Source organism: Pseudomonas sp. Leaf58, assembly GCF_003627215.1.
Classification (GTDB): domain Bacteria; phylum Pseudomonadota; class Gammaproteobacteria; order Pseudomonadales; family Pseudomonadaceae; genus Aquipseudomonas.
The window spans coordinates 318,883-339,795 of sequence record NZ_CP032677.1; the positions used below are offsets into that span (position 1 = coordinate 318,883).

General features: G+C 59.9%; 20 protein-coding genes and 2 tRNA genes. 3 read left to right on the plus strand and 19 right to left on the minus strand.

Annotated elements, in window-relative coordinates; translation table 11 throughout:
* The first annotated feature begins 349 nt into the window (after positions 1–349).
* Positions 350–1,141 carry an NYN domain-containing protein gene (locus DV532_RS01385; protein WP_056805838.1) on the plus strand — a complete coding sequence of 264 codons (792 nt, stop codon included), beginning with the start codon at positions 350–352 and terminating at the stop codon, positions 1,139–1,141.
* A 360-nt stretch (positions 1,142–1,501) separates the two neighbouring features.
* On the opposite strand, the gene DV532_RS01390 is transcribed toward DV532_RS01385, so the two are convergent.
* The 8 genes from DV532_RS01390 to DV532_RS01425 form a co-directional block, all read right to left on the minus strand.
* Positions 1,502–1,735 (minus strand): hypothetical protein, encoded by a 234-nt coding sequence (locus DV532_RS01390; RefSeq protein WP_056805835.1) that lies wholly within the window; start codon positions 1,733–1,735, stop codon positions 1,502–1,504.
* 38 nt (positions 1,736–1,773) lie between these two features.
* A complete protein-coding gene (locus tag DV532_RS01395; protein ID WP_056805832.1) occupies positions 1,774–3,333 on the minus strand; it encodes an anti-phage dCTP deaminase in 1,560 nt (519 codons plus the stop codon).
* A gap of 255 nt (positions 3,334–3,588) precedes the next feature.
* A complete protein-coding gene (locus DV532_RS01400) occupies positions 3,589–3,864 on the minus strand; it encodes a hypothetical protein (RefSeq protein WP_082477164.1) in 276 nt (91 codons plus the stop codon).
* Positions 3,861–4,841: an integrase domain-containing protein gene (locus DV532_RS01405; protein WP_056806196.1), complete on the minus strand. Its 981-nt coding sequence runs from the start codon at positions 4,839–4,841 to the stop codon at positions 3,861–3,863. The genes DV532_RS01400 and DV532_RS01405 overlap by 4 nt, the downstream gene beginning before the upstream one ends.
* Positions 4,842–5,124: 283 nt before the next feature.
* Entirely contained in the window at positions 5,125–5,502 is a 378-nt protein-coding gene (locus DV532_RS01410; protein ID WP_236707557.1) for a hypothetical protein, read from the minus strand.
* Positions 5,503–5,769: 267 nt separating this feature from the next.
* Positions 5,770–7,089: an integrase arm-type DNA-binding domain-containing protein gene (locus DV532_RS01415; protein ID WP_056805831.1), complete on the minus strand. Its 1,320-nt coding sequence runs from the start codon at positions 7,087–7,089 to the stop codon at positions 5,770–5,772.
* A 163-nt stretch (positions 7,090–7,252) separates the two neighbouring features.
* Positions 7,253–7,328 (minus strand) — tRNA-Thr (locus DV532_RS01420).
* Positions 7,329–7,426: 98 nt separating this feature from the next.
* Positions 7,427–7,675 (minus strand): hypothetical protein, encoded by a 249-nt coding sequence (locus DV532_RS01425; protein ID WP_056806194.1) that lies wholly within the window; start codon positions 7,673–7,675, stop codon positions 7,427–7,429.
* A 564-nt stretch (positions 7,676–8,239) separates the two neighbouring features.
* Here DV532_RS01425 and DV532_RS01430 point away from each other — a divergent pair.
* Positions 8,240–8,530, plus strand: coding sequence for a DUF3077 domain-containing protein (locus DV532_RS01430; RefSeq protein ID WP_056805828.1), 291 nt, complete (start codon positions 8,240–8,242; stop codon positions 8,528–8,530).
* A 228-nt stretch (positions 8,531–8,758) separates the two neighbouring features.
* Here DV532_RS01430 and DV532_RS01435 read toward each other — a convergent pair whose 3' ends face one another.
* From DV532_RS01435 to DV532_RS01455, 5 genes are all read right to left on the minus strand, one after another.
* Positions 8,759–9,964 (minus strand): methyltransferase, encoded by a 1,206-nt coding sequence (locus tag DV532_RS01435; protein WP_056805825.1) that lies wholly within the window; start codon positions 9,962–9,964, stop codon positions 8,759–8,761.
* 111 nt (positions 9,965–10,075) lie between these two features.
* Positions 10,076–10,765, minus strand: a complete 690-nt coding sequence (locus DV532_RS01440; RefSeq protein ID WP_056805822.1) for an ABC transporter permease — start codon at positions 10,763–10,765, stop codon at positions 10,076–10,078.
* Positions 10,765–11,457, minus strand: a complete 693-nt coding sequence (locus DV532_RS01445; RefSeq protein ID WP_056805818.1) for an ABC transporter permease — start codon at positions 11,455–11,457, stop codon at positions 10,765–10,767. Before DV532_RS01445 ends, DV532_RS01440 begins: the two co-directional genes overlap by 1 nt.
* Before the next feature lie 55 nt (positions 11,458–11,512).
* Positions 11,513–12,268: an ABC transporter substrate-binding protein gene (locus DV532_RS01450; RefSeq protein WP_056805815.1), complete on the minus strand. Its 756-nt coding sequence runs from the start codon at positions 12,266–12,268 to the stop codon at positions 11,513–11,515.
* 11 nt (positions 12,269–12,279) lie between these two features.
* Positions 12,280–13,053, minus strand: a complete 774-nt coding sequence (locus DV532_RS01455) for an ABC transporter ATP-binding protein (RefSeq protein ID WP_003255746.1) — start codon at positions 13,051–13,053, stop codon at positions 12,280–12,282.
* Positions 13,054–13,694: 641 nt separating this feature from the next.
* Between DV532_RS01455 and gabP the strand changes: the two genes are divergently transcribed.
* Positions 13,695–15,080, plus strand: coding sequence for a GABA permease (gene gabP / locus DV532_RS01465; protein ID WP_056805812.1), 1,386 nt, complete (start codon positions 13,695–13,697; stop codon positions 15,078–15,080).
* A gap of 171 nt (positions 15,081–15,251) precedes the next feature.
* Here gabP and DV532_RS01470 read toward each other — a convergent pair whose 3' ends face one another.
* The 6 genes from DV532_RS01470 to DV532_RS01495 all read right to left on the minus strand — a co-directional run bounded on the left by DV532_RS01470 (position 15,252) and on the right by DV532_RS01495 (position 20,676).
* Positions 15,252–15,695, minus strand: coding sequence for a hypothetical protein (locus tag DV532_RS01470; protein ID WP_056805809.1), 444 nt, complete (start codon positions 15,693–15,695; stop codon positions 15,252–15,254).
* Between the two features lie 57 nt (positions 15,696–15,752).
* Positions 15,753–16,733 carry a polyphosphate kinase 2 gene (ppk2, locus tag DV532_RS01475; protein WP_056805805.1) on the minus strand — a complete coding sequence of 327 codons (981 nt, stop codon included), beginning with the start codon at positions 16,731–16,733 and terminating at the stop codon, positions 15,753–15,755.
* Positions 16,734–16,930: 197 nt separating this feature from the next.
* Positions 16,931–17,006: transfer RNA gene (locus DV532_RS01480), tRNA-Phe, on the minus strand.
* A 90-nt stretch (positions 17,007–17,096) separates the two neighbouring features.
* The gene (locus DV532_RS01485) at positions 17,097–17,369 is read right to left on the minus strand and encodes an oxidative damage protection protein (protein WP_056805802.1); all 273 of its coding nucleotides are present in this window, start codon (positions 17,367–17,369) and stop codon (positions 17,097–17,099) included.
* On the minus strand, positions 17,366–18,433 hold the full coding sequence (mutY, locus tag DV532_RS01490; RefSeq protein ID WP_056805799.1) for an A/G-specific adenine glycosylase: 1,068 nt from the start codon (positions 18,431–18,433) through the stop codon (positions 17,366–17,368). The genes DV532_RS01485 and mutY overlap by 4 nt, the downstream gene beginning before the upstream one ends.
* Positions 18,430–20,676 carry an AsmA family protein gene (locus DV532_RS01495; RefSeq protein WP_056805796.1) on the minus strand — a complete coding sequence of 749 codons (2,247 nt, stop codon included), beginning with the start codon at positions 20,674–20,676 and terminating at the stop codon, positions 18,430–18,432. The genes mutY and DV532_RS01495 overlap by 4 nt, the downstream gene beginning before the upstream one ends.
* Positions 20,677–20,913 lie beyond the last annotated feature (237 nt).

Consider the following 20,913-nt stretch of genomic DNA (forward strand, 5'->3'; position numbering starts at 1 on the left):
GTCTGATGACGGAGGCGATTGGTACGACGAGCTATGGGCCTTTCTCTCGTTTTTCGCTTTAGCTGTGCTCTTGGACTGATGAGAGTCACCGTCTGGCGGGCACTCAGGCAGCACGAAGATTTGTAGATTAGGATGGGGTAGATGTGAGAATCGTGGATTTTCAGTTGACCCCGATAGGGTATGCCTATAGGATCGCAACGAGTTGCGATCCTATAGGCATACCCTATCGGGGTCAAGCTTGAATGCCGTTTGGCTTATGCTATATTTCCATCACAGCTCAGCACCGCTCGCAGGATATTTTTAGCCCTGTCCAGCAGTCCTGAGTTTTTTTATGCCTTAAGGAAAGACGATGAAGACGGCGGCGGTGCTGATTGATGGCGGTTATTTTGACCGTAGGGTCAACTTTTTCAAGCGGAAGTATTTTAATGATACCCCGTTTACCGCTAAGCAGCTCCAGGATGTGACGAACGCAATCGTTGGTGCTCATCTCCGCAAATTCAAAAGCACGCTCTATAGAACCTATTTCTACGATTGCCCGCCTCTGGATAAAAGTCTCCGTTACGCGATGCCGGACAGCCCGGGTGAGCAGGCACGTACCTGGACGACAAAGAAGCATCCTCCATACGTCCTAAAAAATGAATTTCATGACCTACTAAGAAAAAGTCGTAAGACGGCTCTGCGCCTAGGGGCGCTGTCGGCTTCTGGCGAGTGGAATCTCACCAGCTATGCCCTGAAGGCTCTTCTGAGTGGTGAGCGTCAGTGGACCGACATCACCAAAGATGACTTCTACTACAACGTTACTCAGAAAATGGTTGATACCAAGCTGGGCGTCGACATCTCGAGCCTGGCTCTCAAGAAGCAGGTAGATACCATCATTCTCATTGCTGGAGATTCTGACTTCGTACCCGCAGCCAAAATGGCTCGAAAGGAGGGGGTCGATTTCATCCTTGATCCTCTTTGGGGTAACACGACCAGTACCCTCACAGAGCACGTTGATGGGCTCCACTCGCCAGATCTTGTGAGCATCATCGGCGCAGCCCTGAAGGAAACCCCTTCAACTCGCCCAGCTTGGTGGGGTGAGCCGCAAGCCGCGAATGAGCCTGTATTGCCGGAGCCACAACCCGCAGCGCTTGATGACTAGCGCCAAAGCTGTGAGTTTTGACCATTCGGTTGCCGGCTGAGCTCGTGTGAAAGGTTGAGGTGGTGAAAATCTACGCACAGTGTTAACAGGCAGCTGTTACGACGGTGTGATTTCTAGCTACCTTCATCCTGCGGGATAGCCGAGCGATCATCAGGCGGCGGCGAAACCGAGTGCAAAATATTCAGAGTCCTCAAGCGGAATCTAGAGGGCGTCCAAACTGAGATCGTTTAGCAGGCATAAAGCTGAAGCGAAAATGCACCCACACCACCAAAACAAAAACGCCCGATGCATGATCGGGCGCCTTCGGGCATAAGCACTACTGTCGAGAAATTGGGCATACCATACCCAACGCCCAACCTCTCAGACGAAGTGTCTGGTCCTCTGCAGAACTCTCGCAATCAGGCCTGCGTCGCCGGAGAGGGCTGTGCGGTGCGGGAACGCGACGACGTTATTTTGCGCCAAGGGGTAGGCTTGTGCAGGCTGGATGAAGGCAGGCATTTGCAGATGCGACTGGTCCCCAGCGTCGAACGCTTCGAAAGAGAAGGCCATTTGCGCTTCGCATTCTGGGGTGCCAATTTCATCGACGGGTTTCATAAGTGCTCCAAATGTGGCTGCCATCAAGCCGAGTGATCTCAAATGCCGCGCGAGTCTAGACTCTGTACGATGAGAGATTCAAGTGTAGGAATGGCCTCCATGGTCACTGAGGCGACGGGATGCGCTTCCCTTGTGTGCATATTGCCATCCGAGTCCTTCCGTCCCTTTGGATGGGCTGAGAAGAATCTCAAGAAGCGCGCAGGTGCTACGCCATCGAAGGGCATCACACGCACCTTTTCCAGTTCATTCTCGTTTTCAGTTATAGCATCCTCATGCAGCTTCGTCGCAAGGCTCTTCCTGTATGGCTCTAGGAAATACACCTCCTTTACCCCAGCCGCGACAATGTGACGGGCGCAGGAATGGCAAGGATAGGTGGTGACAAACAGCTTTCCACCACGAATTTTTCCACCATCCGTAGCTCCGGCGCTCAGAAGAGCGTGCATCTCGGCATGTACAGCACGTGAGAACTCGATCAGGCTCTTCAGCTGCGATTTCTTACGAATGATTTTGTACACATCATCCCGCTTCGCTTTTTCAATCAGGCCTTCTTTGATCAGGAGGTCCACGATGGCGTTTGAGATCAATCGCTTTTCCTGATCGTTAGAGCACAGGCCTCCATCCAAATTCCAACAGCGTCGGTCTTCATCTGGCGAGCTGCCATAGGTCTCCGTTTGGTAGAGCCCTCCGAAGGCTTTCGGCACATCATTCCAACCGGTAGCAAGAATCTCGCCCTCGCCGCTGGTTATTGACGCCCCAACTTGGCGGGACAGGCACGCAGAGTTGCGTGCAGCTGAAAAGGCGGCGTACATGGCTCTTTCATTCAAGGTAGGAGTAGCGATTACCGTACCCAGCATGAGGTCCAGGAATCGCTTAACACGCCCCTTCCGATGGGTGTCAGTCGTCTTGTCGACGCGGAGGAAAAAGTCGGCCTGCGGGAAGGTGTCTTCGACGCGCTGGCCGTGGTCAATTTCTTCTCCAGAATCCCGATCGATCAAGTCGTGGATTTGATCCTCGGGCCCTTTAGCTTTTTCCAGACGCGCGATCCGCATCTCAATCGGGGAGTACACGCCAACGACTTGAAGCATGTCTCCGTAAACTGATCGAAGCAGCTTGAGCTCATCGATATGCTTGATGGAGTCGATGATGTGGCAGTAGCGGACAGTAACTTTCGGAATTGTTGCCGCCCCGTCTTCAACCAGCTCGGCAGCCTGGGCTGCCTCGAATGCCGCCTGAGCTTTCTCTCGCTCTAGCGTTATTCGCCGCACCGCAAATCGAGCCAAAATCTCGTTTCCATGCTTTGCGCGCAGCTCGTTGCCTGCCTCAATGAGTCGGCATATCGATTTCTCATCGATCAGTTTCTTGTGGTGACGGATGTCTTCGCTGAGCCTGATGATGTTTACCATTTCATAGTTGTAGTCCGTCCCTTGAAGAAGCTCCTTGAAGGTTTTGGCTACGTCATGAAGGGGAGTTCCCATTGGCCCGCATAGCGCGATCACAATCTCTGGGGTAATGGTCTTGCCGATAGCTCCAACGTCATCGAAATGACCATTGCGATCATTGTTGGCTGATGGTCGAAGCCGAAAATCAGTTTGAGCCATTTTCTGTCCCTAGAATGTGGATACGCACAGGCCGTCGATGATCGCATACTGCTATCAGTTTCGTGTAGCCTGTCGACGTGCGGACTGATCGAGTCTAAGTCCTGAGTGCTGCCTCGACTGCTGCTGGTAGCAGGCTCGATGTCCCCTCCCTGTTACCGAAGTCTAGGCTCTTGAGTCGTTTTCCCCAGCAGAGAGGCACAGTGAGCACTTTGTGCCTTGTTGCTGTTGGTTCTGGCAGTCAAGATCGGGCCGCATTCAGAGAATGAAAACCCATGATGTATTTAGACGTCGCGCTAGCAGGCGAGCCGTCAGTAGATAGTAGTACCGTGTTGCTTCACTGCGGTGGCTCATGCGGTGTTTGAGAAACCAAGCCACATGCTTTTTCTGCCAGGTCCAAGGTGTTTCTCGCTGCCAACGCCCTGCGATTTCGGCCATGATTATTTTTGCCTGTCGCACATGGCGTTGCCGGGTTGCGTGCGAGCCGGTCAGAACGCCAGCCAAGAACAGCTCCATATCGAATGGCTTACTCAAGCACGTCCTCCAATGTAGGCCGCGACCACGTCGATCCGCCCGTGCCCCAGCTCATAGCTGATTTGCCTCCGGGCCTCACGATCAAGGTTCCTATCTACCTGGCAACATTGGCCGCCGTTGATTGGCGCGGGGTGTTGGGTAATCTGCTCGTAGCGCTCACATGCGTACGCCGCTCGTAGCTCATGGAAGCCTTTGAGGTTGTGTGCATGAAGGATGACCCGCGCAGGGTGGATGATTTCTTGCAGAAATGTCAGGTAGCTTTCGTGTGGCGCAATCAGGTTGCGGCTTCCCGCAGGCGACACCTGCCGTCCATGCCTAAGTGCACCTCGAACATAGTCGTCCACCACAATCCAACGTGGCGCCGAAGCCCCCGCGCGGCCACCCTTGGTGCCATCCTGAATGTTAATCCTACCTAGATCGCAAGCCTCACGATTCAGCCTTGGCAGGTCAGCCAAGATGGCCTCACGCAAGCGCATGCCGGTGGCTCGTGCCAACAGAACGATCGCAGCGGCTCGTAACTGATGACGGCTGCAAAGCTCATCGACGATCTGTTTAACCTGTTCGCGGTCTTGGCCCTGCGGTACTGACTGTCGAACCCCGCTTCGCTGCGTACCCAACGCCTTACTCGGATTTGGCAGTTTCACGTACTGATCACCGCGAAGCGCCGCCATGGTTCTGTTAACGCTGGATAGCCGGTTTTGTGCGGTGCTGACGGCGAGATCACCGCGCCCAACCAGGTCACGCAGATACGCCGCATAGTCTGTTAACAACTTCCGATCAATCCGCCGCGCATCATTGACACCGGGGCCCTGATCGGAGCGGCACCACTTCACGAATGCCTGCCACCGATCACAGTGCGCTTTGACCGTGCCGTAGTGGCCGCCGCCGAACATGTCTTTCAACGCCTGCGGGCCTGCATAGCTCAGTTGCCTGCCATAGCCGAAATTGCGGCCATCCCGCCTACCTACTAATGCCATGTCGATCACCTCATCGCCTGTTCTCCGATCCTCGCCCCACGTCATCCCGCCAAGAATGTTGAGTGTTATCAGGGATCAAGGCCCCTGCGACCTGTGGGGATGTCCTCTAACGCGGGACTGGCGGCTCCTTACGACCGGGAGCAAGGGCATCTCATGATCTGGCCTCCTGAGCACCGTTACCGGTGGGCGGGTGGAGGCTGCATTGGCTGACGAGACCAGTGCCGCGAGATCCTGAGTCGGGTGAACGCAGCAATGCGATGACCGGGGCATGTCTGACTGTCAGTCAGGTGCAGTCCATTCCCTGGTCTGCGGCACCATCACCTGCATGGCTGTTGCTGGTGGCATCGGCATTTGTCACGCCAATTGTCACAAGGGGAAATGCGACTGAGCCATGTGCGATCAGGGCTGCAGCAGTTTCAGGAGCGCCCGTCTCTTTCCAGTGAAAGAGACGGGCGCAGGTTGGCGCACGCGAAATGGCCAAGCGAATAGGTTGCTGCTGAGCAGATGGGTAGGGTGGTTGCCGCAGGGGCAACGATATTGAGTTGGCATCCATCACATGGGTAGTGACCGTACGAGCTGCCGGACGCGAATCGTACTTGCGGGTGAACCACCGCAGGAGCGGCGTGACCTTTAAGGTTCGGGTCACCTGGGGGGCTGTCATCGACAGCTCTTGCGACTCCCGGTCTACGCTTGTGGACAATATTCGTCAAGCAGCGCGATATCAGGGATTTAGCGCCTGTGGATAAACTATCCTCCGGTGGACATCAGTGGTTTTCCACACACGTCAGCTGTGCCAGCAGTTTTTTTCTTAGGTATGGTCCTTTTAAACGGGGCGGCTTTGCAGCCCCGTTTGAAAGGACCCGCGCGGAGGAGCTTCATGCGGTGCCGTGGGTAACTTCATAGCAAGTTGAGGTGGTGGTACGGCGGGCTACTCGGTCCTCTTGGCACTGCGAAGGCGCGTGACGTTCTCGCCCGTTTGCTTGGCAAACTCATGCGGCGTCACATGGTCCTCGCGGTTCGCCTCCAGAAACCTGCTCCACCAGGTCATGATCATCCGGCGCTCTTCGAGGAACTCGGCCTTGTGGGTGTAGGCGGCGCGCACGTTGTTGCGTTCCTTGTGGCTCATCTGCCGTTCGATAGCCGTCTCCGACCACAGCCCGGACTCGACCAGCGCACTGCACGCCATGGCTCGGAACCCGTGGCCGCAGATATCCACTTTGGTGTCATAGCCCATCGTCCTTAGCGCGGCATTCACCGTGTTCTCAGACATCGGTTTCCACGGTTTGGCATCCCCCGCGAACACCAGCTCGAACTTGCCGGTGATCGTGTGGATCTGCTCAAGCAAAGCGACTGCTTGTGGCGATAAGGGTACAACGTGAATGTCTCCGGCCATTTTCGTACCCCTTGTGGAAAACGGTACGCCTTCGAGCGCCGGGCGAGTGTCGGGGATCTCCCAGATTCCGCGCTTGAGGTCGAACTCGTTCCAACGGGCAAAACGCAGTTCACTGGAGCGTACGAATACATGCAGCGACAGCATCACCGTGAGGCGCGTGAGCGGGCGACCTCTGTAGTCCTCAATGCATGCCAATAGTTCTGGCAGTCGCGATAAGGGTAGTGCGGGACGGTGAGTTACTCGTGGTGTCTTGATCGAGCCATCGAGGTCGTGAGCCGGGTTCGCCGTGATCAGTCGCAGCCGTTTGGCTTCACGCATGATGCTTTGCAGGTAGTTCTTGATCCTGAGCGCCACGTCGATGGTGCCGCGCTTCGTCACGGCTTCCAGTGGCTGCATGAGGTCGTGGGTGTCCAGCTCAACGATTGCCCTGGCTCCAAGCAAAGGGAATACGTGAGTCTTCAATCGGCTGAGCACAGTCTTGGCGTGGCCGGGCGCCCACTTCGGCACCATGCTCGCATACCAGTCAAGCGCAACGCTTTCGAAGGTGCGGCCGTTGATCACGGCTTGGGTCTTGGTTTGTTGCTTGTACTGGATGGGATCTATGCCGTTGGCGAGCTGCTGCTTGATCTCGAAGCGCTTGCGGCGTGCGTCGCCAAGCCCAACCACCGGGTAACTGCCGAGGGCAGTCAGGCCCTCGCGGCCATCCGGCTTCACGTACCTGAGCCGCCAGCCTTTGCGGCCGTTGGGTTGCACAAGCAGGTAAAGACCGTCGCCGTCGAAGAGCTTGTACTCGCGCTCTCTGGGCTTTGCCGTGCGACAGGCGGTGTCGGTAAGCGGGGCAGTGGTGCGGGCCATAAGGGTAGTCTCCGATATCGAAACGGACCTCTATCCTTAAAACTACCCTTATTAGCGCTGGCTACCCTCGGAATCCGACGGAACGCCAAAACGAAAAAACCCGCCAGAAGGCGGGTTTTTCGGGGGTTCCAGAGATTTTGAAAGCTTTCTATGGAACCTTGAATGGTGCCGGCACCAGGAATCGAACCCGGGACCTACTGATTACAAGTCAGTTGCTCTACCATCTGAGCTATACCGGCAATGGGGCGTCATTATAACGATCGGTTGGCGCCTGTAAACCACTTCCTTGCAAATGTTTGAAAATGACCTAAGTCACCGACCTAAAAGAAGAATTTTCTTACCAGCCGCGGTGGATGGTGGTGACGTTTGGCTCGGTTTTGCCCGGGTTGAAAAACAGCTTGTCGTTGTCGCAGCCGCGCTTGCGGCAGGGGCTGTCGGCGCGTAGTGGCAGGCCGTTGTCGCCGCCCAGCTGCATGCCGGGGTGGTTCCAGCCCAGGTTGCTGGCCGGGTGGGGCGTGGTGCCGCCAGCGCAGCCGGTTAGGGCCAGGGCGAAGGTCAACAGGGCGAGGGGCTTGGCTCGGGTCACGATGGTCGGGTCCGTTAGTCCAGTGTCGATCTGGCGCAACGCCAGAAGGTCGCGGGCTGGCGGGCAGGCGCGCGACGTCACTTTTTAATCATTTGGGGGGCGGATCATACACCGTTGGGTGGGGGGCTGCGGTGGGGGCTTTGGTTTTTTTGTTGTCAGTTGTGGCCTCTTCGCGGGCAAGCCCGCTCCTACACAATGGTGTGTGGCCGCTGGTGATGTAGGCGCGGGCTTGCCCGCGAAGAGGCTATCAGCTGTACGAAGATTCTGAACTAAGAGCTAAAAGCTTCAGGGTTTGGATGCTTCGGACCTATCCTACGCGCGCCGCCGAAGTATCGCTGTTGTCGGGGAAATGGCTCACGGATACCGTTCTCGGGTCGCTCTGGCGACCGGGTGTGAGAACCCGATTTTGAACGTATCGGCTGCTTAATGGCGACCGTGCACGGGCAGACTCCGGTCTGGCCGAGCTTCCTATGTTCACTCGGTTTCTCACCTCGTGTACGGTTGCCGCCTTTGTTCCGTGAGAAAGAATGAACACGGCGACTCCTTTTGAACTAGGAGTTGAACATGAAAAAGATCGATTCTGATCCCAACAGCCCAAAGCCCATCACCACCGCAGGCGTGGAAACCTTCCTCGCCGCCGGTAACCCCTCCCTCAACCTGCTCCGCGTCGAGCCCGGCGTCCCGGTCGATGCTGCCTATGAACATGTCTCGATTCTGATGGGCTACATCAAGCACCTGGTGCGTGAAGGCGATATGGAGGACGACCATAAATTCCTGGGCGCCGCCGATTACCTGTGCGACATGGCTAAGGCGCTGATGAACGATATCGAGATTGCCAAAAACAAGGCGCATTGACCGCCTAAAAGCCTCTTGTGCCAACCATAAGAAAAGTTTATGCACAAGTGGCATCGGCGACTTGCGCGAAAGGCATGCCGAATCGCTCCGCCGCTGGTCTTTGCGCAAATGCCTGTTTTTACTGGGCTTGACGCGCAAGCGGGAATAAGCCAAAGGCTTGAAATAGCGCTTGGATCCAACAGGTAATCACAAGCTTGTTCACAGACTTATCCACAGGTTGTGCTGCGGCTAACGGTCGCGCTCGGCAAGGATCAGCAGGTTGCGCGGGGTGACTGGGTAGTCGCAGAACAGCCCTAGGTGCACGTCATAACCTTGCTCTTCGAGGAACAACGCGCGGTCGAGCACCAACCACAGCTCCAGCGGCCGACGGAACAGGTTGCGCACCCGCTCCAGGTTGCGTACCTCGGCCAGGCGCTGCCAGCCGGCGGCTTCCACGGCTGCCCAATCCGGGTGGCCGGTCAGCTGCAGTTGCTTGAGGTCGGCCAGGTGGCGGCAATATGCCTCGAAAGGCTTCTCCAGCCAGGCCACGGGCAGTGACGGTGTCGGCAGGTATTCGTCGGTCTGGCGCTGCTGGCGTTGCAGCAGGTCGAAGCCCAAGCGCCGGGCCATCGAGGTGTCGCGCTGGCGCCGCACGCGGGCGCCGGCGGTAACGGTTTCGCTCAGGGGGAGGCCCAGGTCGTCCAATGACAGCTGCAGGCTGGAGGCTTGCGCGGCTGTGGACAACGCTTGGTACTGTGCCGCTGCAATGCGGTTGTAGCAGCAGGGCGCCACGGCCAATTGCCGGCAGCCTTGCTGGCTGGCCAGTTGCATCAGGCGTACATGCAGGTCGCCACAGGCATGCAGGGCCACCACGCTTGTGTCGGCAGCCAGGTGGCGGGCGCTGTCGTTGGCCATCACATCCTGATGCAGGTGCTGGGCTGGCAAGTGGTGGTGCGCGCTCAAGGCCTGGCCGGCGGCGACCAGTTCGGCATCGTATTCCAGGCAGGTCAGTTGCTGGCCGGGTTGTAGCAGGCGGCGGCCGAGGTGGCCTTTGCCGGAGCACCAGTCCAGCCAATGATGCGGCTGCTCGCGGAACGCCAAGTGGCTGGCGAAGGCTTCGATCTGCTGCCATTTACGGCCGGGGACGGCGACGTCGAGGCGGTGGGCGGCAGGTGGCAGGTCGGTTGTCGGCAGGGTGCCGAGGGCGCACAGCTGTTGGGCTTGCAGGGCCAGTTGCGGGAACGGCGCGGGCAAGGGCTGGGTGGCGCTTTCGGTTTCGGCGTCTGCCAGGGAGCATTGGCGCAGCGAAGTGGCAAGCTCCGGGTGGGTGGTTTCCCAGGGCAGCTGCAGCGTAGTGAAGGGGCGGGGTTTCCACAGTGGCTGGTGCTCGATCAGGAACTGGTCGAGGGCTTGGAAGCGGGTGCTTAGCGGGTGGCTGTGGAGGTGATTGGGCATGGGGCTGTGTGTTGGGGGTGAGGGCCTCTTCGCGGGCGAAGCCCGCTCCTACACGGTCCTGGATCGGCCTGTTGTAGGGGCGGGCTTGCATGCGAACAAGGCTAGACGGTTTCAGCGGCCTTGGCTGGCATCCACGCGCAACCAGCGCTCCAGCAGCTTGAAGCCCTGTACCAGCAAGAACGAGATCACCAGGTAGAACACCCCGGCCGCAAAGAAGATCTCCACCGGCAGGTAGGTGCGGGCAATGATGGTACGGGCCATGCCGGTGAGTTCCAGCAGGGTCACGGTACTGGCCAGGGCACTGGCCTTGAGCATCAGGATCACTTCGTTGCTGTAGGCCGGCAGGCCGATGCGCGCGGCGCGCGGCAGCATGATGTAGAACAGCGCCTTGCCCCGCGACATGCCCAGCGCCCGTGCCGCCTCGACTTCACCTTTGGGGATCGCCTGCAGCGCGCCACGCAGGATTTCGGCGATGTAGGCGGCGGTGTGCAGGGTCATGGTCAGCACCGTGCACCAGAACGGATCGCGCAGGTACGGCCACAGCGAACTCGAACGCACGGCATCGAACTGCGCCAGGCCGTAATACACCAGAAACAGCTGCACGAGCAGCGGCGTGCCGCGGAAGAAGAAGATGTAGCTGAACGGCACGGCGCGCACGTACCAGTGGCGCGAGGAGCGGGCGATGCCCAGCGGGATGGCCAGGATCAACCCGGCAATCACGGCGATGGCCACCAACTCCAGGGTCAGGGTCGCGCCCTGGGCCAGGCGTGGCAGCCATTTGATGATGACTTCCCAATTCATTATTCGGCCCTCGCAAAGCCGCGAGCGGCGCGTTTTTCCATGAAGTGCATGCCGGTCATGGCAATGATGGTCAAGCTCAGGTAAATGCAGGCCGCGACCATGTAGAAGGTGAACGGCTCTTTGGTCACGGTCACGCCAATTTGCGCATGACGCATGATTTCTTCCAGGCCGATCACCGACACCAAGGCGGTGTCCTTCATCAGGATCATGAACAGGTTGCCCAGGCCCGGCAGGGCCATGCGCCACATCTGCGGCAGGATGATCCGCGACAGGATCCGGCCCTTGGACAGGCCCAGCGCCATGCCCGCTTCACGGTGGCCTTTGGGGATTGCCAGGATGGCGCCACGGAACACTTCAGTGGCATAGGCGCCAAAGCACAAGCCCAGGGCGATCACCCCCGCAGCGAAGGCGCTGAGCTCCAGGCCCGGCAGGTTCAGGGCGTCGCCCAGGCTGCTCATCAGCCCGACCGTGCCGAAATAAATAAGCAGTACCCACAGCAGTTCGGGCACGCCGCGAACCAGGGTCGAGTAGAAGCCGCCAAGCCATTGCAGTGGCTTGATCGAGGAGGTCTTGGCCAGGGCGCCGAGCAGGCCCAGCACCAGCCCCAGCAGCAAGGCGCAAAGCGCCAGTTTTACGGTCATCAGGGTGCCAGCCACCAGGGCCGGACCGAATCCGTGCAGGTCAATATTCATGGGTAGGCGCGTTCTAGGGACTGGCGCGCCACCAGGGCGCGCCGGTCAGGGCGGATCATTCGATGCTGAACGGGAAGTACTTGTCGTTGATTTTCTTGTACGTACCGTCGGCTTTGATTTCTGCCAGGGCTTTGTTCAGGTCGTCGCGCAGCTTGTTGTCACCTTTGCGCACGGCGATGCCGATTTTGTCGCTGTCGACAACCGGCTCACCCTTGAACTCGAAGTTCATGCCGTCTTTGCTCTTCAGCCACTCGTACTGCACGTATTTGTCGGCCAGGATGCCGTCGATGCGCCCGGACACCAGGTCGAGGTAGGCGTTTTCCTGGGTGTCGTAGAGCTTGATGTTGATCTTGTCGCCGTAGGTGTCTTCCAGCCAGGTGCCGGCCAGAGTGGCGCGCTGGGTGCCGATGGTCTTGCCTTTGAGGTAAGCCTCGTCAGTCTTGAAGTCGACGTTTTTCGGCGCGATGAACTGCAGCTTGTTGGAGTAGTACGGCTCGGTGAAGTCCACCGCCTGCTTGCGCTCGTCGGTGATCGACAGCGACGACACCAGGAAGTCGAACTTCTTGGCGTTCAGGGCAGGGATGATGCCGTCCCAGTCGGAGGTGACGACCGAGCACTCGACTTTCATCTTGGCGCACAGGGCGTCGCCGATGTCTTTGTCGAAGCCAACCACGTTACCGCTGGCATCCTTGTTGTTGAACGGTGGGTAGGCGGCTTCGATGCCCATGCGCAGTTTTTCTGCGGCCATGGCGTTTGCCGACATCACCAGCGTGGCAGCAGCTGCCAGGAGGAACTTCTTGTAAGTGTGCATGTATTGCTCCGTTAGCGGTGGCTGGACATGAATTGCTTGCAACGCGCCGAGGTCGGGTTCTCGAAGACCTGCTGCGGCGATCCCTGCTCTTCGACCAGGCCTTGGTGCAGGAAGACCACTTCACTGGACACATGGCGGGCAAAGCTCATCTCGTGCGTCACCAGCAGCATGGTACGGCCTTCTTCGGCCAATGCGCGGATAACGTTTAGCACTTCCTGGACCATTTCCGGGTCGAGCGCCGACGTTGGCTCGTCGAACAGAATGACCTTGGGCTTCATGGCCAGGGTACGGGCAATGGCGGCACGCTGTTGCTGGCCACCGGAAAGCTGGGCGGGGTAACTGTGGCGCTTGTCGTAGATGCCGACCTTGTTCAACAGCGCTTCGGCGGCTTCGATGGCCTCGGCCTTGCTTTGGCCGAGCACGCGGCGTGGCGCCTCGATGATGTTGTCGAGGATCGACATGTGCGGCCACAGGTTGAAGTTTTGGAAGACAAAGCCGATTTCGCTGCGCAGGCGGTTGATCTGGCGGTTGTCGGCGGCGATCAGGTCACCGTTTTTGGCGGCCTTGAGCTTGAGTGCTTCGCCGGCGACCAGAATTTCGCCCTGGTGCGGGTTCTCGAGCAGGTTGATGCAGCGCAGCAGGGTGGACTTGCCGGAGCCGGAAGACCCCAGGATGGAGATCACGTCACCGTCGCGCGCGGTCAGCGAAATGCCCTTGAGAATTTCTTGCTCGCCGTAGCGTTTGTGCAAGTTGCGGATTTCCAGCGCGGGCGTGGCCTGAGCCATGTGCGGTCCTCATGTGTTCGGGTGCGTTCCCAGCTGTTGGCGGCCTTCCTGGCGTGCGCCAAGCTAGCATAGCGGCATTATGACGGCCAACAGGGTCGCCGGGGACTCGGGGTGCTGGTGGGGCAGTTTGTCGCATCGTTGCAGCGCAACGTCGCGCGGATGTCCGCGAAGGTGTCGCCCAGCACCAGAGCCTTGATGAAAAAAGGCGCGATGGTGCCAGCTTTGGCCGGCTCATGGAAGCGCTTTTAGACCATTCGCGGCGTAAACCTGACCTTTAAGCCAAGCCATCCCGGTAGGCGCGGGGCTACCCGCCAAGGCATTCATGAGGTGGCAGGTTGTACCGCAAGGTTGCACTTTTTTGCATTGCGCTGGTGCACAGGTGTTACCGGGGAGCACCTTTGGGGCAATTGTAAGTGAGTATTTCAGTAATCCGATGATTTGGCGGCCTTTCGGTCAGTGCTTGGCCGAATGCCCTCCAAACCCCGCCGTTAAAGGCCTGCTGCTGTTTCTGACGAATGCATTCAGCACCTGGCGCGCTTATTGCCAGTAGGAAACCGCCGATTGCAGCGACGCCTAGGTCAACCCCTGGCGCGCTCTGTACCCGCAGTCGGAGTGGTCCACTCCTTACAAAGGTAGTTTTAATGAGCGGTAACAATTCCAATGACCTCGCTCAGGGGCTCAAACAACGGCATGTGACCATGCTGTCCATCGCTGGCGTCATCGGTGCCGGCCTGTTCGTTGGCTCCGGCCACGCCATTGCTGCTGCCGGCCCAGCCGTGCTGCTGGCTTATTTGGCCGCCGGTACGCTGGTGGTGCTGGTGATGCGCATGTTGGGTGAAATGGCGGTCGCCTCGCCTGACACCGGTTCGTTCTCTACGTATGCCGACCGCGCCATCGGGCGCTGGGCCGGTTTCACCATCGGCTGGCTGTACTGGTGGTTCTGGGTATTGGTGATTCCGCTGGAGGCCAACGCCGCCGCAGCCATCCTGCATGCCTGGTTCCCAGCGGTTGACCTGTGGGCCTTCTCCCTCATCATTACTCTGGCGCTGACCCTGACCAACCTGTGCAGTGTGAAGAACTACGGTGAGTTCGAGTTCTGGTTCGCCTTGCTCAAGGTGCTGGCCATCATCGGCTTCATTGCCGTGGGTTGTGCCGCCCTGTTCGGCTTTGTGCCGAGCAGCCAGGTGAGCGGTGCCAGCCACCTGTTCGATACCCAAGGCTTCATGCCGAACGGCCTGGGCGCAGTGCTGGCAGCCATGCTGACCACCATGTTCTCGTTCATGGGTACTGAGATCGTGACCATCGCCGCTGCCGAGTCGAAGGACCCGGGCAAGCAGATCAGCCGTGCCACCAACTCGGTGATCTGGCGCATCTGCCTGTTCTACCTGGTGTCGATCTTCCTGGTCGTGGCCTTGGTGCCATGGAACGACCCGGCCCTGGCCGAAACCGGTTCCTACCAGACCGTGCTCAGCCGCATCGGCGTGCCGAATGCCAAGTTGATCGTCGACATCGTCGTGCTGGTCGCCGTGACCAGCTGCTTGAACTCGGCGCTGTACACCTCTTCGCGCATGCTGTTCTCGCTGAGCAAGCGTGGTGACGCCCCGGCCATCGCCCAGCGCACCACCAAGGCGGCGACCCCGCACGTGGCAGTACTGCTGTCTACCGCAGCGGCGTTCCTGTGTGTGTTCGCCAACTTCGTGGCCCCGGCCCAGGTGTTTGAGTTCCTGCTGGCCAGCTCCGGTGCCATTGCGCTGCTGGTGTACCTGGTGATTGCCGTGTCGCAGCTGCGCATGCGTACCCAGCGTGAGGCCCGTGGCGAGAAGATCACCTTCAAGATGTGGCTGTTCCCGGGCCTGACCTGGGCGACCATTGCCTTCATCGTTGCGATTTTGGTGGTAATGGCGCTGCGTGAAGACCACCGTGTCGAAATCATCGCGACCGCATTGCTGAGCATTGGTGTGGTGGCAGCTGGCTTGCTGGTGCACCGTAAGCGTGAAGCTGCTGGGCGGGTGGCGCTGGATAACTGATCCGCGCTGGCTGCAATGAGAAGGCCGCGCCCTGTGAGGGGCGCGGCCTTTTTTGTTGCCTGTTCTGGCCTCTTCGCGGGCAAGCCCGCTTCTACAAGGGGCATCGCACGCCCGAATACCAACGTGGGCGTTGCTTGCCCGCGAGAGGGCGCAACAGGTTACGTGGCGCTATCAGCCAAACTGCTTCTGCTGTTGCTGCTGCTTGGCCACAGCCTCCGAGGCTGCCACATAGGCGGCTTGGAACTCGTCGCTCTCCAGCCAGGCCATGGTGGCCTCTTCATTGGCGCCATCGAGCCATGCACGGTAAGCGGTGAACACCAACACGATATAGTCGGTGGCGTGTTCTTCCTTGTGCCCCTTCAGCACCAGGGCCAGCAGCGGGTCCACCAGGAACACCGAGATCATCGGTACCAGGCCGCCTTCCTGGGCTTCTTTCATCTTGTTGAACAGCGCGTCATAGCTGCCCGAGTCCATGGCCTTGTTGTACACCTGCTCGACGCTGGCGCTGTCACCGGCGCTGGCCTTGACCGCCTGGCCGCTGCGCACCATGCGGTTCTGCTTGGCCTTGCTGGCGGCGCGCTTGGCGCGTTTCTGTTGCTTGGTAGGGGTGGCCATGGGTGAATCCTTGGGGGTCGAAAATTGCGCGTATTGAAGCGCAGGCGCAGCAGCGTTTCAACTGCTGGGCGCCGCCGGCTCATCTTCCTCGAACCCCCGCGAGGCGCGCCCCACCAGCAGCTCATCTGGCGCATGCGCGACACTTGGGTCTTTCCCTGGGTAGTCCAGCGAATGCAGGAAGTGCCGAATGCAGTTGATCCGTGCGCGCTTCTTGTCATCGGACTTGATCACCGTCCACGGCGCATCGGCGGTGTCGGTATGGAAGAACATCGCTTCCTTGGCGCCGGTGTAGTCGTCCCACTTGTCCAACGACTTGATGTCGATGGGCGACAGCTTCCAGTGTTTCAGCGGGTCGTCCCGGCGCGAGATGAAGCGGCGTAGCTGCTCTTCGCGGTTCACCGAGAACCAGTACTTGAACAGCAGGATGCCGCTGTTGCACAGCATTCGCTCCAGGTCCGGGGCCTGGCGCATGAATTCCAGGTACTGCAGCGGCGTGCAGAACTCCATCACCTTCTCGACCCCAGCGCGGTTGTACCAGGAGCGGTCGAAGAACACCATTTCGCCTGCGGTGGGCAGGTGCTGGATGTAGCGTTGGAAGTACCACTGGCCTTTTTCCTGCTCGGAAGGCTTTTCCAGGGCAACGATACGCGCGCCGCGTGGGTTGAGGTGCTCCATGAAGCGCTTGATGGTACCGCCCTTGCCTGCGGCGTCACGCCCTTCGAACAGGATCACCACGCGCTGGCCGGTTTCCTTCACCCAGCTCTGCACCTTCAGTAGCTCGATTTGCAGCGCATGCTTGGCCTTTTCGTAGTCTTGGCGATGCAGGCGGGTGGTATACGGATAGCTGGCCGGAAGGCGGGCGCGGGTGCTGTCTTCGTTACTGCCCTTTGGCGCAGTAGCCACTTCAAGGGCTGCAGGTTCTTGGCTGATGCGGGTGATGGTGGGTTCGGGCTTGCGCTGGCGTGGGCGGCGCGTGCGGACTGGGGTGCTGGTGGGTTCGCTGGGGGCGGGGAGCAGGAGGGGGGATTCTTCGCTCATGGAGGGCCTTGTTAATCGATTCGGATGTCCATCTTCGATTGTGAAGGTGAGCGATTGATAGCTGCTTGATGTTGGTCAAGGCGGCGTGATGTGATTTTGAGCGTGAGCTGTAAAAATCACAGGCAACAAAAAACCCGCACTGGGCGGGTTTCTTGTTGTCGCTTCGGGTAACTTTGCAACCACCAGAAGCTTGAAGGTGGTGCCCAGAGACGGAGTCGAACCGCCGACACGAGGATTTTCAATCCTCTGCTCTACCGACTGAGCTATCTGGGCGACGAGGTGAATTAAATAGACTTTCAGACCGCTCGTCAACGACTTTTTGAAAAAATTTTAAATTAATTCCGTCGCTTACGTTCTGTGGGGTCATTCCGAGGGTGGAACGTAGCCTTCCGCCTGGGCGTACTCTTCGCCGGCAAAAAACTTGTCCATCTCGCCTTGGAGGAATTTGCGGTCCTCGGCGTTCATCATGTTCAGGCGCTTTTCGTTGATCAGCATGGTCTGGTGTTTTTGCCAGTCGGCCCAGGCTTTCTGCGAGATGTGTTCGAAGATGTCCTGGCCCTTGGCGCCGGGGTAGGGCGGGCGATCCAGGCCTGGCAGTTCTTCTTGGTACTTGCGGCACATCACGGTGCGGGTCATCGGGCGTCTCCTGCAATCAGTTCGTCGGCCGCGCGTTTCAGCAGCTTTTTCACCGGGGCGGCAAGGCCCAGGCGCGGCGGGGTGGCGAGGTTATACCAGAGCCAGTCGGCCTCGGCCATGTGCTCGCCGACCGGGTCGACGCGCACCAGCCAGGGCTCGATCGCCAGCTGGAAGTGGCTAAAGGTGTGGGTCAGGCTGGCCAGGGCGCGGCTGCCAGCCAGGCGTAGGCCGTGCTGGTAGGCCAAGTCGTCGAGCTGGGCGATGTCGTCCAGCTCCGGCAGGCTCCACAAACCACCCCACAGGCCGCTGGATGGGCGGCGGTAAAGCAGGATGGCGCCTTCAGGGTTGGCCAGCAGCGGCATCAGTGTGCGCCGTTGCGGCAAAGCCTTTCGCGGCTTGGGCTCGGGGTAGCGGGTTTGCTCGCCGTGCAGGTGCGCTTCGCAGCCGTGTTGCAGCGGGCAGATCAGGCAACTGGGCTTGCTGCGGGTGCACAGGGTAGCGCCCATGTCCATCATTGCCTGGGTGTAGTGGTTGGCGCGCTGCTGTGGGGTAAAGCGTTCGGCGGTGGCCCACAGCTGGTTGGCCACCTTGGGCTCACCGGGGTAGCCAGCCTGGGCGGTGTAGCGGGCCAGCACACGCTTGACGTTGCCGTCGAGGATCGGCGCGCGGATGCCCATGCTGATGCTGGCGATGGCACCGGCGGTGGAGCGGCCAATGCCGGGCAGCTCGGTGAGCTGCTCGACACTGCGCGGGAATTCGCCGCCATGCTGCGCCACGACGATCTTCGCAGCCTTTTGCAGGTTGCGCGCCCGGGTGTAGTAGCCCAGGCCCGTCCACAGGTGCAGCACTTCGTCCTCCGGTGCTTCGGCCAGGGCCTGCACGGTCGGCAGGGCCTGCATGAAGCGGTCGAAGTAGTTGAGCACGGTGCTCACCTGGGTTTGCTGCAACATGATTTCCGACACCCACACCCGGTACGGGGTGATGCCCTGTTGCCAGGGCAGGTCGTGCCGGCCGTGTTCGTCATACCAACCCAGCACAGCGCTGGAGAACTGCTCGGGGCTCATCGCTTGAACAGCCCCTTAAGCGCATCTTTCAATTCCGGGCTCACTTTGTCTCCGAGTTTTTCATCGAGTTTTTCATCGATCTTGTCTTGTAGGCGGTTGCCGGCCAGCTTGGCGGCAACCTTGCCCAGGCCGTCCTGGTCCAGGCGGCAGGCTTTGGCGCCTAGTTCCAGCGGGCCGCGGCAGCGCAGCGGTACTTCCACACCGACATAGCGTTCATTGACCTGGCAGGCCGGGTCCGGCATGGCGCGTTGGTCGCCTTCGACGATCACGCCGACGTTGTAGTCCATGCCTAGCACGCGCAGGTCGAGGTCGCCGTGGCCGTTGACGGTAAGGCCCGGGATACGCACCTTGAGGTCCGGGTTACTGGCGATGCCATTGCGCACCACCAGGCTGCCACGCAGTTCCTGGAACGGCGTGTCCTTGCCACGTGGCTCGCCGCTGAGCGACTTGCGGTTTAGCGTGGCGATGGCCTGGCACAGCTGCTGTTCGAGGTTGGCATTGACCAGCACGCCGTCGTTGATGGTGAAGTTTGCGCTGCCGTTGAGGGTGTCGACCAGTGCCTTCTGGCTGTTGCCGGTGGCGGTGAGGTCGCTGCTGAGCGTCAGCAGGCCTTTGACCGGTGGCGCCTGATCCTTGCCGTCGGCCTTGATGAAGTGCTCCACCGGCACCCGCTGGATGTGCGTGTTGATGCCCAGCTGCGGCACCGCAGGGCGCACGTCGACCGTGCCCTTGGCTTCGAAGGTGCCGTTGTAAAGGCCGCCACGCAGGGTTTTCAAGGTCACCAGGCCGCCTTGGCCCGTCACCTGCAGCTGGGCGTCGCTGATCGGTAGCTTGTCCAGGGTTAGTGCACCGAAGGTCAGGTCGGCTTGCAGGTCGAGGGCACGCAGGCGGTCGACCGGTAGCAGCTTGTCGTCGCTCCAGGCCACTTGGGTGGGGGCGTTGGGCAGCGGCGTGGAGCCGGCACCGGATACGGCGCTGGCTTCCTGTTGCTTGACTTCGGCCTGGCGCGCGGCGGTAGCCCCCTTGGCCTCCTCGCTCTTGGCGGGCAGGTAGCGGTCGGCGTCGAAGGTGTCGCCCTTGAGCTGCAAGCGCAGGGCCTGCTTGGCAAAGTCTTCGATAGCCACGCGGCCACTGAAGGTGCTGTCGTCCAGCTTCACTGCCAGGTCTTCCAGGGCCAGGCTGTTCGGCGTGCCTTGCAGGCGGGTGACCAGCTCCAGCTTGGCGAAGGCCGCCGGGTCATTGCTGGCCGGCAGCGGGCGGCCAATGCTGTCAAGGAAGGTGCGCAGGTCGAACTGCGCGATCGACAGGCCACCGCTCAGCTGTGGCGCTTTGTCCAGGTCACGCAGGTTTAGCTCACCCAGTGCGCGCAGTTGGTTGGCCGAGATTTTCAGGCCGCTCCACGAGGCGACATTGGCCGCCAGGTCGACCAGCAGCTGGCCTTGGGCGGCGAAGGTCACCGTTTTGCCGCCGGTGGGTTCACCCGAGGTTTCACCCGACAGGCGCATGTCTTCGAAGTTGTAGCGTTTGAGCTTGCGGTCGAAGCGCAGTTCGCCGGCCAGTTCGGTGCGGGCTTTGATGCTCGGTTGGCTGGCGCTGAGGAAGGCGCTGGCCTTGAGCGGGATGTTGGCGCCTTCGTGGACCGGGCCGGTGCTCAGCTGGATGCTCTCGGCGCTGTAGCTTTGGCCGGTCTTGGCATCGGTGTACTGCACGCGGGCGTTGTTCACGGTCAGGCTGTCGATGTCCAGCTTGACGGCACGGTCGTTGCTGGCAGTAGGCGCCGGTTTCTGGTCGGCAGGGGCCTGGGCCGGTGTCTCGGCAGGGGCGCTGTTCTGCGCCGGCAGGGGCTTGCCGATGTCTTCCCAGTTGCCATGGCCCTGTTCGTCACGGGCCAGGGTCAGGTTCAGGCCTTCGACGCGCACGTCGCTCATTTGCACTTCGCGGCGCAGCAATGGCAGTACGCGCACCGACAGGCCGAGCATCTGCAGGTCGGCAAACGGCTCGGTGGGTTTGTTCAGGGTGGCGATGCTGGCCTCGTGCAGCTCCAGGCCCAGCCACGGGAACAGGCTCCAGCCAATATCACCGTTGAGGGTCAGCTCGACGTGCGCTTTGTCACGTGCCAGCTGGCGGATCTCGTCTTTGTAGTCGTTAGGGTCGAAGAGGTGGGTCAGGGCGAAGCCCAGCGCCACGATGATCAGCAGCAACCCGAGAAGCCCCAGTCCCAGGATTTTGCCGAACGCTTTCATGGGCGAGTCCTTGTAGTCCGATTTTGAAATTCCAGCGCCAGAGTATAGCGCCGCAGTGGTTGTCCCTGCGTATACGACTAGAGATACAGGGTATTTCCTACGTGCACAGCAGATGGTACGGCTTTCTACAGAAAGATGTTTTGCCTGTGCCGGCTCTTCGCGGGCTCACTCGCGAAAGGGCCGGCACAGGCTACATGACCGTTTCAGTCAGGCAAAAAACGACGATATCAGATTGCT

What these genes read in the sequence shown, in the direction of transcription:
- DV532_RS01385 (WP_056805838.1), top strand. Translation starts at nt 350, where the DNA reads ATGAAGACGGCGGCGGTGCTGATTGATGGCGGTTATTTTGACCGTAGG.
- DV532_RS01390 (WP_056805835.1), bottom strand. Translation starts at nt 1,735, where the DNA reads ATGAAACCCGTCGATGAAATTGGCACCCCAGAATGCGAAGCGCAAATG.
- DV532_RS01395 (WP_056805832.1), bottom strand. Translation starts at nt 3,333, where the DNA reads ATGGCTCAAACTGATTTTCGGCTTCGACCATCAGCCAACAATGATCGC.
- DV532_RS01405 (WP_056806196.1), bottom strand. Translation starts at nt 4,841, where the DNA reads ATGGCATTAGTAGGTAGGCGGGATGGCCGCAATTTCGGCTATGGCAGG.
- DV532_RS01410 (WP_236707557.1), bottom strand. Translation starts at nt 5,502, where the DNA reads ATGACAGCCCCCCAGGTGACCCGAACCTTAAAGGTCACGCCGCTCCTG.
- DV532_RS01415 (WP_056805831.1), bottom strand. Translation starts at nt 7,089, where the DNA reads ATGGCCCGCACCACTGCCCCGCTTACCGACACCGCCTGTCGCACGGCA.
- DV532_RS01430 (WP_056805828.1), top strand. Translation starts at nt 8,240, where the DNA reads ATGAAAAAGATCGATTCTGATCCCAACAGCCCAAAGCCCATCACCACC.
- DV532_RS01435 (WP_056805825.1), bottom strand. Translation starts at nt 9,964, where the DNA reads ATGCCCAATCACCTCCACAGCCACCCGCTAAGCACCCGCTTCCAAGCC.
- DV532_RS01440 (WP_056805822.1), bottom strand. Translation starts at nt 10,765, where the DNA reads ATGAATTGGGAAGTCATCATCAAATGGCTGCCACGCCTGGCCCAGGGC.
- DV532_RS01445 (WP_056805818.1), bottom strand. Translation starts at nt 11,457, where the DNA reads ATGAATATTGACCTGCACGGATTCGGTCCGGCCCTGGTGGCTGGCACC.
- DV532_RS01450 (WP_056805815.1), bottom strand. Translation starts at nt 12,268, where the DNA reads ATGCACACTTACAAGAAGTTCCTCCTGGCAGCTGCTGCCACGCTGGTG.
- DV532_RS01455 (WP_003255746.1), bottom strand. Translation starts at nt 13,053, where the DNA reads ATGGCTCAGGCCACGCCCGCGCTGGAAATCCGCAACTTGCACAAACGC.
- gabP (WP_056805812.1), top strand. Translation starts at nt 13,695, where the DNA reads ATGAGCGGTAACAATTCCAATGACCTCGCTCAGGGGCTCAAACAACGG.
- DV532_RS01470 (WP_056805809.1), bottom strand. Translation starts at nt 15,695, where the DNA reads ATGGCCACCCCTACCAAGCAACAGAAACGCGCCAAGCGCGCCGCCAGC.
- ppk2 (WP_056805805.1), bottom strand. Translation starts at nt 16,733, where the DNA reads ATGAGCGAAGAATCCCCCCTCCTGCTCCCCGCCCCCAGCGAACCCACC.
- DV532_RS01485 (WP_056805802.1), bottom strand. Translation starts at nt 17,369, where the DNA reads ATGACCCGCACCGTGATGTGCCGCAAGTACCAAGAAGAACTGCCAGGC.
- mutY (WP_056805799.1), bottom strand. Translation starts at nt 18,433, where the DNA reads ATGAGCCCCGAGCAGTTCTCCAGCGCTGTGCTGGGTTGGTATGACGAA.
- DV532_RS01495 (WP_056805796.1), bottom strand. Translation starts at nt 20,676, where the DNA reads ATGAAAGCGTTCGGCAAAATCCTGGGACTGGGGCTTCTCGGGTTGCTG.